Here is a 13569-nt window from a genome sequence, read left to right as displayed (position 1 = left end):
TTCAATCAGCTTTAGGGATTGCCCGCAGTTAACCCTCACTACTAGCCAATCACTTGACTAGCAGGGCTTACTGATATATTTAATTAACTTTAGTTATAATTGGTTAAATAAATTGTAACAGTTGGTTACCCTAATTGTTTCAACTCCAATAACGCCATTCTGTCTCCCCCAAATGTTTTTCTCTAATTATACCAAACAATTAATGGAAAATTATGATATTTTATGAAGTGCCACAACAAATAAGGACCTGTCCCAAAATCGATGAGAGTAGCCCTTTTTTCATGTCGCATGATGGCAAATAAAATTTTATCGGCGATTTTTCAAATATATCGACCACAACTCGAGTTTTATCAGCGATTCGACAAGGAATATCGACTTAATTACAAAATACGACAAGAATAACATACCTACTAAAAAAGAAGACTGTCCCAACACACCTTTTGGGACGGTCTCCTTGCGTTCTATTTTTTCACCATCAATTTCCCTTCATACTCGTTCATCGTCTTTATTTCAATACCTTTATAGTAATGAGCGACTATATCTGTATATTTCTTACCTTCCGCTGCCATACCATTCGCGCCGTACTGGCTCATACCGACGCCGTGACCGAACCCTTTCGTTGTAACGGTGATGTTATCTCCTTCTTGTTTCCACGTAAAGTCTGAGGAGCGTAAGTCTAATTTTTCACGAACTTGTTTTCCTGTTAATGTTTTCCCTTGAAACTCTACATCCCTTACTCGCTTTCCTTCCGTAAGGTCTTTAATATTACCAACCTTTCCGTTTGCTAGTACTTTCACACCGAGACGTTTTTGAAAATCAGCTACTGTGAATTTTTGCTCACTCGTAAATTTTGGAGAGGCTTGATCCCACGGACTATCTACACTCTTTAAGTACGGATAATCATTTCCCCAATAATCAGCTGCATTTTCTGTTCGTCCGTTACTCGTTGAGAAGAAGGATGCTGAAATTGGTTTTCCATCATACGTTAAAACTTGTCCTGCGGTTTTCGAAACGGCTTCCTCAATTTTCTTTAAATTATTTTCGTAGTTATTACCCCATTGTTTCTTCAATTCCTCTTTGCTTTTGTACACTTGATCTTTCACCGTATCTGTCACGTCCGCATTGTTTTTCTTACCTCCGCTTAGCATACGCTGCACTACAAATGTTCTTGCTGCTAATGCCTGCGCCTTTAACGCCTCTATTTCAAAGCTGGCATTCATCTCAGAAGCTACTACACCGGCCACATACTCCTCCATAGGCAATGTCTCTACCTTCTTCTGCTGATCACGATATACAGCAACTTGAACCGCTGTATCCACTTTCCCTGGAGCTGGTATACTTTCTATCGCTGGAGGAGTTTTAGAAGCTGCTTCTTCCCCTACTTTTGCTTTCGCAAACGGAATAACAAGAGCAGCAGGTACAATGATAACGAGCGCTATTAAGAGCGCTACTGTAATGAAAAGTGGCTTTGAAAATTTCATCCTATTCCCCCAATATAAAGTGAAACTTTAATCAGTGGGGGGGTTGTTCATCCCCCACTGATTATTAGTTGAACCAATCGGGCATTTACGGGCAGCCCGACTCCCACTTAACTTCTTTGCTTCAGCCAAATTTTGAGGTGGGAGTTTTACTGACCGTTAATGCGGGATAAAGTTGGATTCCTTTCATTCTTATGGAAATACGGGATCTTTTAGAACATACTTGGGGGTATCGTTATAAAGTGAAACTATAATCAGTGGGGTTTTACTGACCGCAAATAGTGGAATAAAACAAAAATTTTCTAAATATTTTTACTGAGACGTGCATAAGTATAGAATTTATTGACTATAACAGTAATAACCCAAAAAAAAATAGCCTCTATGTCAAAAGACATAGAGACTACTTCAATTAAGCGTGAAGATCAGAAACTTCTTGTTCTTTCACTTCTTCTACTTTTTCGTTTACACGTTCAATAGTTGCACCTAATGCAGCTAATTTCTTATGGAAATCTACATAACCGCGGTCAAGATGTTTTAACTCTGTTACACGAGTATAACCTTCTGATACTAAACCAGCTAAGATTAATGCTGCTGCAGCACGTAAATCAGTTGCGCCAACTTCAGCTCCTTGCAAGCTACTTGGACCGTTCATAATTACAGAACGACCTTCGATTTTAATATCAGCATTCATACGACGGAATTCTTCAACGTGCATAAAGCGGTTTTCGAATACCGTTTCTGTAATCATACTTGTTCCATCAGCATGTAGTAATAATGCCATCATTTGTGATTGCATGTCTGTTGGGAAACCTGGATGAGGCATAGTTTTAATATCAACCGCTTTTAACTTATCTGGGCCGATAACACGTACACCTTCATTTTCCTCAATAATTTTAACACCCATTTCTTCCATTTTCGCTGTAATTGAGCGTAAATGTTCAGGCACAGCATTTTCAATTAAGATGTCTCCACCTGTAATTGCCGCTGCAACCATGAATGTTCCTGCTTCAATACGGTCAGGAATAATAGGGTGGTTTGCACCATATAATTTTTCAACGCCTTCAATACGAATCGTTCCAGTTCCAGCTCCGCGTACTTTCGCTCCCATTGCATTTAAGAAGTTAGCTAAGTCAACGATTTCTGGCTCTTTCGCTGCGTTTTCAAGGACTGTTGTCCCTTTTGCTAATGTAGCTGCAGACATAATGTTTTCTGTCGCGCCTACGCTTGGGAAGTCTAAATAAATTTTAGCTCCTTTTAGTTCGCCCTCTACGTGTGCCTCAACAAATCCGTTACCAACTTTTACTTTCGCTCCCATTGCTTCAAAGCCTTTTAAATGTTGGTCAATTGGACGTGAACCAATTGCACATCCACCAGGAAGTGCAATACGAGCACGACCGTTACGTGCTAATAATGGTCCCATTACTTGAACAGATGCACGCATCTTACGTACATACTCAAATGGTGCTTCAATGTTTAATTCTTTAGAAGAATCGATTGTTACTTGGTTATTTTCAAATACGACTTCAGCATTTAAATGACGTAATACCTCGTTAATTGTGTATACATCAGATAATACTGGTACTTCAGATAGTACATTCTTTCCGTCACTCGCTAATAGGGCTGCAGCGATTATAGGTAATACAGCATTTTTTGCGCCCTCAACACGCACTGTGCCGCTTAACCGCTTTCCGCCACGGACGATGATCTTTTCCAAATTATTCCCCTCCGTGTCCTTTTTTCAGTATCTATTCACTCAATACTCAGAAGTTATGATCGGTGTGCCAACCACAATTGTATCTTTGTTGTTTGTAGAACGTATTGCTATTTGCACATTTATTTTCTCTCTATTTGTTGAAAGAGCGTCATTCCACTTTTTATTATATGCGGAGACTGATACAAATGCTCTTTCTTCTATCTGTTCGATCGCTCTTGCTGAAAGATCTTTCAAAACCTGATTGGTTTTATTTTGCAAAACACCTTCAATCTTATCATTCAGTACACCTTGAACACAAGTGTAAATTATAGGTTTTTCACTAAAAATTTTATCCATGTTCTGAACGTACTTCGGGTCCCATTTCGCCCCGCTCACTTCAAAAATAATAAAAGTGTTTTCTTTAGTATTTTCCTTACTCCAAGTTACTACTATTCGTTCTTCATGTGAAGAAGATTTTTTATAGGATGTAGCCTTATATCCATCTGGAGATTGTTCTAATTCCCAACTTTCGATGTTTGCCTCTTCCTTCACATCGTTTAACAATTTTTGAAACGTATGTATATTAGAAATTGTTTTCGTTTCTCGCGCTAACCATGACCACCGCTCTACTTTTGCATCGTTCTTCTCTAAAGCTGCAATCATGCTCTCCATTTTCTGTTCATCGCTTATAGGTTTCATCTCTTTATATCCAACCAAAAATAAAACAACACTTACGATAACGATAAGAATGGCTTTAAACTTCAATTTCATCCCCTCCTATCCCCATTGTTAACGGAGATATGAGGTTCTATACACTTACTTTACTAAATACGTTAAACTCTTTGAATAGCCTAAATAATCAAGGAAAAAGTTACTTACAGATGTCCCAATTGCAATTGTAATTAGGATAAGTAATACTCTCGTCTGCATCACTTTTCCAGACTTCATTAAGCGCTCAATGTGAATACCTTGTAAGGCCCACCACGTAATGGTAATAAACAATAAATGCGAAACAATGGCAATCAGTGCTTGTTGCCCTAAAAGATGTGCCAAAAAATCGACCCCTTTTTTTGCTTGGCTACTACTTACGCAAAATGTAAAAAACGATACCATAAATAAGTAGGAGCCACACTTTTTCAAACGCAAATAAGCATCTTACATCGTAATTTCCTCTCGGAAAACATATACCTATAGACGTTTTCATTTGCTGTTACTCCAAAATAAAAAGCGTAGAGTACGGACTCTACACCTTTTATTTCCACTATTGTACCACGTTCCCCAAGAAGAAGAAATCCTTCATTAATGGAAAATGTTCATAAAAGAAATTGTAACCAATCATCGGCATAATCCCTAGTATTACAATCGAAATTGCGCAAAGACTCATGACAATCTTTATATTTAACGGTAACCGGAGCTTTTCTTCTGTCTCTCCCTTGCGGAAAAACATTTGCTGTAATATTTGGAAATAATATATGAATGAAATAACCGTCGTCCCCATCATAATAGAAGCTAATACGTAATGAGCAGGTTCAACATGAAGTGCCCCTAAAAAAATGTTAATTTTTCCGATGAAACCTGCTGTCCCCGGTATTCCAGCTAACGATAAAATAAAGACCGTCATCACTATAGCTGTAAAGGGGGATCGCTTATATAACCCTGTAAAAATCGTCATATTTTCCTTATCATTTTGTAAGATTAATCCGTGGATGATTGCAAATGCTCCTATATTCATAAGCATATATGCAAGCATATAAAACCACATACTATCCATCGTAAACTGCGATAGCGCTACAAGAGGGACTAGCAAATACCCAGCATGCGCGATACCTGAATAGGCAAATAGGCGTTTTACGTTGTATTGCTTTAATGCTACTACGTTCCCCACAATCATTGTAATACTAGCTAGTACCGCAATGTATATACTCATACGCCCGTACAAAGATTGTGCGTCTCCTTGGATTGCCACACCTGCAAACACCATAAGAAACAAACGCGTAATGAGTAGAAAACCAGCAATTTTAGAAATCGTTCCGAGAAAAGCAGTGACAGGTGTAGCCGCTCCCTCATACACATCTGGTGCCCACATATGAAATGGCACTGTTGCAATTTTGAATGAGAGTCCAACGAGCAAAAGTAGAAATGCGAGGGCTAACAATAACTGAATGCCCCCGGCCAATCCTTGCGTAAATGCCTTTTGCATTTCCACTATGTTGGTCGACCCTGTAATACCGTATAAATAGCTCATTCCAAAGAGTGTAATTGCTGTTCCAATTCCTCCGTTAATGACATATTTCATTGCAGCCTCATTCGATGCGCGGTTTCTTTTTCGGATTCCTACTAAAATATAGGAAGAAAGCGAAAGCAACTCTAAACCAACGAACAATGTGATGAAATCAACGCTAGACGCCATGAACATCGCTCCAAGAAGCGCCATTAAAAACAAATAATAATATTCCCCTTTATCTTGAATAGGCTCCTTCTTGTCATCGCTTATTGCCATACATAAAACGAGAGCTGCTCCGCCTAATAACAACGTTTTAAATCCTTTTGAAAATCCATCTAGTACAAACGATCCATTTAAAATATCTCCTGCCGGTTCGCTATATAGCGTCATTAATGACACTATCGCTAACAAGGCAGCGGCAATTGCACCAATCGCGACGTACCTATGGTTCAGCTTAAAAAACAAATCACATATGGAAAGAAGGATGGCTGCCCCGAGAATAATGAATTCTGGTACCATGAGATGCCATGATAAGCTAAGTAACGTGTTCATATCCATCCTACTTCACCCCCAATGTTTTCAATGTAGTTTGAAGTGGATCCCCTAGTAGTTCTGGCATTACCCCAATTGCAATAATACAAACGATAAGCACTATAACAGGAACGTACTCCCATCCGTGTATATCAATTTTCGCTTCCCATTCTTTCTTACCAAATATCACTTGAAGTGTCGCTCTTAATACGTATACAGCGGTTAAAATAATTCCAATTACACCGGCAGCGGCAATAACAGGTTTCCCTTGGAATAAACCGAGAAAGGCAAGGAATTCGCTAATAAATCCGGACATCCCTGGCATTCCAAGCGATGCCATACCGCCCGCTAGGAAGAAACCGCTAAGCACCGGAACACTTTTTGCAAGTCCACCAAGTGCTGTAATATCCGAAGTCCCGAAACGCTCTTCAATAATGCCAAGTAAGAAGAAGAGTAAGGCCGCAATTAAACCGTGAGACACAACTTGGAACAATGCCCCTTGTGTACCTGGTGCATTTAACGCCGCAAGCCCCATTAATACAATGCCCATATGCGAAATACTAGAGTAAGCAAGTACCTTTCTAAAGTCCGTTTGGATGAGTGCTAGAAAGGCTCCATACAATAAATTAATTACCCCTAAAATCGCGATTAGCGTTGCAAAATCACGAAAATATTCTGGGAATAATCCTTTCCCGAAGCGAACAATACCGTACGCGCCAATCTTCAGCAAAACCCCCGCGTGAAGCATAACTACAGCAGGATGCGCTTCTATGTGTACATTGACCATCCAGCGATGCAAAGGGAAAACAGGGAGTTTAATCGCAAAAGCAATCATTATGGCAAGAAACAAGCCGAACTGTACGCTACTTGAGACGGCCATTCCTCCCCCAGCACCTACACTCGTTAATATTTCTTTAAGCTCCGCAATATTTGTTGTACCTGTTTTCGCAAATAAAACCGAGAAAACGATAAGTAAAATAGCTGATCCAATACCGTTATATATTAAATAACTATATGCAGCCTTTTCACTCGACAATTTCCCCCACTTGCCAATTAATAAAAACATTGGTGGCAACGTAATTTCAAAGAACATGAAGAACAACATTAAATTTTGAGCAGCGAAGACACCGAGCATACCTATTTCTAACATGAGTAACAGCATGTAGAATGCTTTCAAATTTCTTTTAATAGAAAATGCCGCAATAGCTGCAAGCATCGCTAGAAGGGCTGTGAGCACCATCATCACAAGCGATAAACCATCAATTCCGAGCTCGTAATAAATTGAAAACCACCTTTTGTCCACTGCTGTGAAATCCCCAAATTTAATCCATTTCACTTTTTCATCAAATATCGATAAACTCTTTCCTGAAGCGTATGTACAAGCAAGAACGATAGCAATTCCAAATGGAAGCGCCGTTCCGAATAAACCAAGCGCCTGCACTGTACGCGATTCTCGTTTCGGCGTTAATAAAAGCAAGAGAATTCCTAAAAGCGGGGAAAAAATGAAGAACGTTAATAGCAATCCATTCACCGTAAATCCCCTCCCGTATATAACAAAATAATTAGGAGAACTGCGAGCGAAACTGCTGTTACAGTTCCGTACACTTGTACATTCCCGTTTTGAAGCCGCGATCCTAGACCACTCATACCTTTAACGAGTCCAGCAATTAAAACTGCGATTCCTTCTACAACGTATACTTCAAATAAGCGAAGCACATGAGCGATTCCTTTCGTAATAGGAAGCACCGTCACATTGTATAGTTCATCCACATAATATTTTCCTTTCAAAAGGTTATAAAGAGGCGTCCCTTCTCCGCCGGCCCAATCTCTAGAGATAGATTTCTTGCCGTATATGAAATATGCAAGGGCAATTCCCGCAAATGAAACGAGCGTCGCAACAACCATAATCCAAACAGGTCCATGCACTTCCTTCACCTGGAATCCTATATCTTTCGTAAGCCAATCCCCAAGAAACGTTCCGAACCACGGTGTATTTATATAACCTGCAACTACCGCAAGAACACCAAGGACAATCATCGGATACGTCATGGTGCGAGGTGATTCATGCACCTCTTCCTCCGTCTTCGTTTCCCCTGTAAAAACAAGAAAATATAGACGGAACATATAAAATGCTGTTAGAAATGCCGCAATTACTGCTAAAACGAATAGAAAGTAATTGCCACTCATCCAGGCCGCCGCTAAAATTTCATCTTTACTAAAAAATCCGGAAAGCAGAGGAACACCACTAATTGCAAGTGTGCCTATTAAAAATAGTGCACCGGTTACTTTCATCTTTTTCTGTAAACCGCCCATTTTATTAATGTTTTGCGTATGGACTGCATGAATTACGCTTCCTGCTGCCAGGAACAATAATGCTTTAAAAAAGGCGTGTGTCGTTAAGTGAAAGATACCAGCTACATAACCCGCCGAGCCTAGCGCAAGCATCATATACCCGAGCTGACTAACTGTAGAGTAAGCAAGAACCCTCTTAATATCAGTTTGTACTAGACCAATAGAGGCCGCAAAGATTGCGGTGAAAGCCCCAACGATTGCCACAGTTTGCATCGCTACCGCACTTGCTGAAAATAGTGGGAACATTGTCGCTACTAAATATACGCCGGCTGCAACCATCGTTGCCGCGTGAATAAGTGCCGAAACAGGCGTCGGTCCTTCCATTGCATCTGGCAACCATGTATGAAGCGGGAACTGACCCGATTTCCCCATCGCACCGATAAAAATTAATATCGCCGTTATTGTAATCATAGAAGGAGAGAGGTCGCCCGTATGAATCGCTTTAAAAATCGCGTCATATTCAAAACTACCTGCGTGCCAAAAAATTAATATCATCCCAATAAATAGCCCAACATCCCCAATGCGTGTCATAATAAAAGCCTTTTTCGCAGCAGCCTTCGCTTCTTCTTTAAAGAAATAAAAACCGATAAGTAAAAACGAACCAAGGCCGACTAACTCCCAAAATATATAAAGCTGTAATAAATTCGTCGATATAACTAGCCCAAGCATCGCAAAGGTAAAGAGCCCTAAATATGCATAAAAGGTTGGTAATCTGGTGTCACCTTTCATATAACCTTTTGAGTACACATGTACAAGAAAACTCACAAGCGTAACGATAAACAACATTAAAGCCCCTAATGCGGTAACTTCAAAACCAAATGATATATCTATATCTCCTACCCTAAGCCATACCCACTTATGCTTCACTGCCTCGGATGAAAACCGTTCTATTAGTACCACTACCGCGGATATAAAGGAGAGAAAGGTAAAGAAAATACCTAGTACACTACTTCCCTCTCTAATTTTCTTCCCGAACACAATAAGTAACAAAAACGAAACAAGCGGGAAAAGCGGTATGAGCCATGCATAATCGATCATTGTTTCCTTCCCCCTTTTCGGTCACAATGCTATCCTTTGAGCGTATCCATCTCATCTACATGAACTGTCGGGCGATTACGGTACAAAGCAATCAAAATTGCAAGACCTACCGCTGCCTCCGCTGCCGCTACAGACATCGTAAACAGCGAAAAAATTTGTCCTGTTAAATTCGGAAACAAGCCTAATTTACTAAACGCTACTAAATTTAAATTGGCGGCATTTAGCATCAATTCGATACAAACTAGTACAATTACTGTATTTCGCTTTGTTAAAGCTCCAAATAAGCCGATGCAAAACAAAATAATCGCAAGTGTTAAATACGCAGAAGCCGGAACGCTACTCATGGGAATCCTCCTCTCCCTCATCCTTCTTCGCAAGGATAATCGCTCCTACAAGTGCTACAAGTAAAATAACTGAGGTTAATTCGAATGGAATAATATATTTTGAATAGAGAAGTGTACCGATTTGAAGTGTGTTATTTTCATGGAGAGGTAAACTTCCTTGTGTGCTTTGATTTGAAAAATCGATACTATTAACAGCGAAATACATAACCGCTCCAAATGCTACAACCGCAAAGAAGATAATCCATTTTCGAAGAGTAAGGCGCGATTCATTTTCCGCGTTATGTTTCGTTAACATAATGCCAAAAATCATAATAATAGTGATTGCACCAGAGTAAAGTAAAATTTGTGCCACTCCGATAAATTCGGCTGATAAGAGAAAGTACAAACCCGCAATGCTAAGGAACGTAAGCACAAGGGCCAGCATCATATGCATTACTTTCGTTAAATTCAGCATAAGAACGCCGCCGATAATCGCAGACAAGGATAATATAAAGAAAGCTACAAACTCGCCATTCATGCTTTATTCTCCTTCCTGACGTTCTCGTCGTTCTCGTCAAGCCACTGTAAATTTTTAAATAAATCATCACGTGAATACTCTGCGAGTTCAAAGTTATTTGTCATTACAATCGCCTCTGTCGGGCAAACTTCTGTACATAAATCGCAAAGAATACAAATTTCAAAATTAATATCATACGTATCGATAATTTTCCCTTTTTTCGTAGGATCAGGATGTTTTTTCCCTGTTAATTGAATGCAGTCTGTCGGACAAATGTTGGAACACTGATTACAAACAATACATTTCTCTGGATAAAACTTTTGAATACCTCGAAAGCGGTCTGGTAATGGCAACGGTTGATTTGGATAATCATACGTCACCTTTTTCTTACTCAAATTACTAAGCGTATATTTTAACCCTTTAAATAGTCCTTTCATCTCTTGCTGGCACCCCCTTTATAGATTAGAAGAATAGCTCCTTAATCAATGCCGTTAAGAAAATATTTGCAAGTGCGATTGGTAATAATACTTTCCAGCCAAACTCCATTAACTGGTCACCTCTTATGCGCGGGAACGTAACGCGGAACCAAATCAATAGAAAGACCACACTGCTGAATTTTAAAGCAAACCATACGGCTCCTGGAATAAATCCAAGGAACATAACTGGATTCCATCCGCCTAAAAAGAGTACTGTAATTAAAGATGACATCCCGAAGAAATACACATACTCTGAAAGCATGAAAAACGCCCAGCGAAACCCTGAGTATTCCGTATGGTATCCTGAAACAAGTTCTGACTCCGCTTCTGGCAAATCAAACGGCGTCCTATTTAACTCTGCAACTGCCGCGATTAAGAAAATGACGAAACCGATTGGCTGTGCGAAAATGTACCATACCTTCTCCTGCGCCGCTACAATTTCATTCAAATTAAGACTACCAGCTAACAAAACGACACCAATTACACTCATCACAAGTGGAATCTCATAAGAAATCATTTGTGCCGCCGCACGCATCCCTCCTAAAAGGGAATACTTATTATTTGATGCCCATCCCCCAGTTACAACTCCGATCGTCGTAATCCCAGAAACAGCAATGTAATACAGTAACCCTACGCCAATATCCGCGAACTGAAATTTATCGGTAAACGGGATAACCGCAAGTACCATAAATGCTGGTGCGAATGCAATAACAGGTGCTAATATGAACAACGGTTTATCAGCAGCTTTCGGAATGCTATCTTCTTTTAATAATAGTTTCAAAACATCAGCTACCGTTTGGAGTAAACCGAACCGGCCCCCAACTTGGTTTGGTCCAATCCGTCCTTGCATAAATCCCATCACTTTCCGTTCTGCCAAAATACCGTATGTAACGAAGCCAAGGACTGCAAATAATAGAAGCACCGCTAACCCGAAAAAAATGAAGAAATTCGTCCAGCTTGAAGGTGATTGTAAGAGCGTCTCAATCATTAGCCGTCAACCTCCCCAAGTACAATATCAACCCCACCTAAAATCGTAATTAAATTGGCGATATTTTCACCTTTCAATAATTTCGGTAAGATTTGCAAATTATAAAAAGACGGTCTGCGAAATTTCAAACGGTACGGCTCTTTCTTTCCATCACTAGCAATATAACAGCCAATCTCCCCGCGTGGTGACTCTATACGGACGAACGCTTCCCCCTTAGGTGCTTTAATAATTTTCGGGACTTTCGCCAGCACAGCGCCGTCTTTCGGGAACTGCTCGGCTGCTTGCTCAATAATTTTCAATGACTCCTCAATTTCCTCCATCCGGCAAACGTAACGATCCCAAGCATCTCCCGTGCTCCCAACAGGAACATCAAAGTCAAAACGATCATAAATAGAATACGGCTCATCTTTGCGAAGATCCCAGTGGACTCCCGTGCACCGCAAATTTGCGCCGCTTAAAGAATACGAGATCGCCTCTTCGGCGTTATATACGCCAACGCCCTTCACACGATTTAAGAAAATTTCATTTCCGCTAACGAGGTCGTGGTAACCTGCCAATTGCTCTCTCATATACGGAACAAACTCTTTCACCTTTTCAATCCAGCCGTCTGGCGCATCCCACTTCACACCGCCAACTCTCATATAGTTGAAAGTAAGCCTTGCACCGCACAATTCACTTAATAAATTTATAATCATCTCTCGTTCACGAAAGGCATATAAAAATGGACTAACCGCTCCTATATCAAGCAAGTTCGTTCCCCACCAGACGAGATGGCTCGCAACCCTCCCAAGCTCCATCGCAAGCACCCGTAAATATTCAGCACGCTCTGGAATCTCAAGATCCATCATCGTCTCTACAGCGTGGCAAAGGACGTAATTATTCGTCATTGCTGATAAATAGTCCATTCGATCTGTATACGGGATAATTTGTGTATATTGCAAGCTCTCAGCAATCTTTTCTGTTCCGCGATGCAAATATCCGATAACCGGTGTAGCCTCTTTAATAATTTCCCCGTCAATCTTAATTACAAGCCGAAACACACCATGTGTACTCGGATGCTGCGGCCCTACATTTAAGAGCATCTCTTCCGTACGGATCACAAGCTACACCTCCACATCATACGGTTCATAATCTTTCCTAAGCGGATACCCCACCCAATCATCCGGCATTAAAATGCGAGATAAATTAGGATGACCTTCAAATATAATACCGAGCAAATCATACGCTTCACGCTCCGGCCAATCTGCCCCTTTCCAAAGCGGCGTCACCGATTTCACTTGCGGCGCTTCCCTATCCAGCTTTACCTTCACTGCTACTGACTGTTTCTTTCCATATGAAAATAAATGAACGTATACTTCCATATGTGTCACAAAATCTGTCGCATGTAGCTCTGACATATAATCAAAAGCAAGCCCCTCATGGAATCGCATTAATTCCATCACTTCATAATATTTCGAAGGCTCCGCCACAAGCGTTGGAACATCTTTTGAAAGCTTATTAATATAAGAATCTACTAATGCATATTCTCCTACCCTCTCCTTAACAACCTCCACATAGCGATTTAAATATGGTTGGTTAACTGATGGTTCTTCCTGCTGTAGCTCGTCTTCTATCTTATTTACAGATCCCTTTGCCTTTGCCCTTGCCGCAGCAGCGGCTTTCGCTTTCGCGGCTGCAATTGCCTTTGCTTTCTCATCTCCAGAATCCCCCTCACCTTGTGAGGCTTTCTGCTTCGCTAACGCTGCTGCTTTTGCCTTCGCTTTGACTTTTTCTTCATCCGTTACTTCTTCTGATCCTTCTCGCTTCTGCTTTGCTAATACCGCTGCTTTTGCTTTTGCGGCTGCTGCAGCTTTCGCCTTTGCTTTGGCTTTTTCTTCGTCCGTTACTTCTTCTGATCCTTCTCGCTTCTGCTTCGCTAATACCGCTGCTTTTGCTTTTGCGGCTGCTGC

General features: G+C 40.6%; 13 protein-coding genes. All 13 read right to left on the bottom strand.

All coding sequences use genetic code 11. The features are described 5' to 3' along the window. Positions 1–461: 461 nt before the first annotated feature. The gene (gene spoIID, locus MR155_RS29705) at positions 462–1481 is read right to left on the bottom strand and encodes a stage II sporulation protein D (protein ID WP_242311929.1); all 1020 of its coding nucleotides are present in this window, start codon (positions 1479–1481) and stop codon (positions 462–464) included. A 406-nt stretch (positions 1482–1887) separates the two neighbouring features. After that, positions 1888–3192 (bottom strand): UDP-N-acetylglucosamine 1-carboxyvinyltransferase, encoded by a 1305-nt coding sequence (gene murA / locus MR155_RS29700; protein ID WP_002068497.1) that lies wholly within the window; start codon positions 3190–3192, stop codon positions 1888–1890. A 39-nt stretch (positions 3193–3231) separates the two neighbouring features. Next, on the bottom strand, positions 3232–3936 hold the full coding sequence (locus tag MR155_RS29695; protein WP_002139032.1) for a YwmB family TATA-box binding protein: 705 nt from the start codon (positions 3934–3936) through the stop codon (positions 3232–3234). A 51-nt stretch (positions 3937–3987) separates the two neighbouring features. Beyond that, positions 3988–4224 (bottom strand): DUF1146 family protein, encoded by a 237-nt coding sequence (locus MR155_RS29690; protein ID WP_002016201.1) that lies wholly within the window; start codon positions 4222–4224, stop codon positions 3988–3990. Between the two features lie 208 nt (positions 4225–4432). Beyond that, complete coding sequence (gene nuoN, locus MR155_RS29685) at positions 4433–5947, bottom strand: NADH-quinone oxidoreductase subunit NuoN (RefSeq protein ID WP_085313028.1); 1515 nt, start codon at positions 5945–5947, stop codon at positions 4433–4435. Positions 5948–5954: 7 nt separating this feature from the next. Continuing rightward, the gene (locus tag MR155_RS29680) at positions 5955–7457 is read right to left on the bottom strand and encodes an NADH-quinone oxidoreductase subunit M (protein WP_242311926.1); all 1503 of its coding nucleotides are present in this window, start codon (positions 7455–7457) and stop codon (positions 5955–5957) included. Further along, complete coding sequence (gene nuoL, locus MR155_RS29675) at positions 7454–9316, bottom strand: NADH-quinone oxidoreductase subunit L (protein ID WP_242311924.1); 1863 nt, start codon at positions 9314–9316, stop codon at positions 7454–7456. The genes MR155_RS29680 and nuoL overlap by 4 nt, the downstream gene beginning before the upstream one ends. 29 nt (positions 9317–9345) lie before the next feature. Further along, the gene (nuoK, locus tag MR155_RS29670; RefSeq protein ID WP_000100081.1) at positions 9346–9660 is read right to left on the bottom strand and encodes an NADH-quinone oxidoreductase subunit NuoK; all 315 of its coding nucleotides are present in this window, start codon (positions 9658–9660) and stop codon (positions 9346–9348) included. Continuing rightward, positions 9653–10177 (bottom strand): NADH-quinone oxidoreductase subunit J, encoded by a 525-nt coding sequence (locus MR155_RS29665; RefSeq protein WP_001012819.1) that lies wholly within the window; start codon positions 10175–10177, stop codon positions 9653–9655. Before MR155_RS29665 ends, nuoK begins: the two co-directional genes overlap by 8 nt. Continuing rightward, positions 10174–10593, bottom strand: coding sequence for an NADH-quinone oxidoreductase subunit NuoI (gene nuoI / locus MR155_RS29660; protein ID WP_000677191.1), 420 nt, complete (start codon positions 10591–10593; stop codon positions 10174–10176). Before nuoI ends, MR155_RS29665 begins: the two co-directional genes overlap by 4 nt. A gap of 25 nt (positions 10594–10618) precedes the next feature. Then, a complete protein-coding gene (gene nuoH / locus MR155_RS29655; protein ID WP_002068471.1) occupies positions 10619–11620 on the bottom strand; it encodes an NADH-quinone oxidoreductase subunit NuoH in 1002 nt (333 codons plus the stop codon). Continuing rightward, on the bottom strand, positions 11620–12720 hold the full coding sequence (gene nuoD, locus MR155_RS29650; RefSeq protein WP_219300839.1) for an NADH-quinone oxidoreductase subunit NuoD: 1101 nt from the start codon (positions 12718–12720) through the stop codon (positions 11620–11622). The genes nuoH and nuoD overlap by 1 nt, the downstream gene beginning before the upstream one ends. A 3-nt stretch (positions 12721–12723) precedes the next feature. Next, on the bottom strand, positions 12724–13569 hold an 846-nt coding region (locus MR155_RS29645; RefSeq protein ID WP_242311922.1), incomplete at its 5' end, for an NADH-quinone oxidoreductase subunit C.

The organism is Bacillus cereus group sp. BfR-BA-01331 (assembly GCF_022663915.1).
Classification (GTDB): Bacteria; Bacillota; Bacilli; order Bacillales; family Bacillaceae_G; genus Bacillus_A; species Bacillus_A mycoides.
The sequence above is the reverse complement of the archived record's forward strand: the minus strand, read 5'-3'. Positions and strand labels throughout refer to the sequence as shown.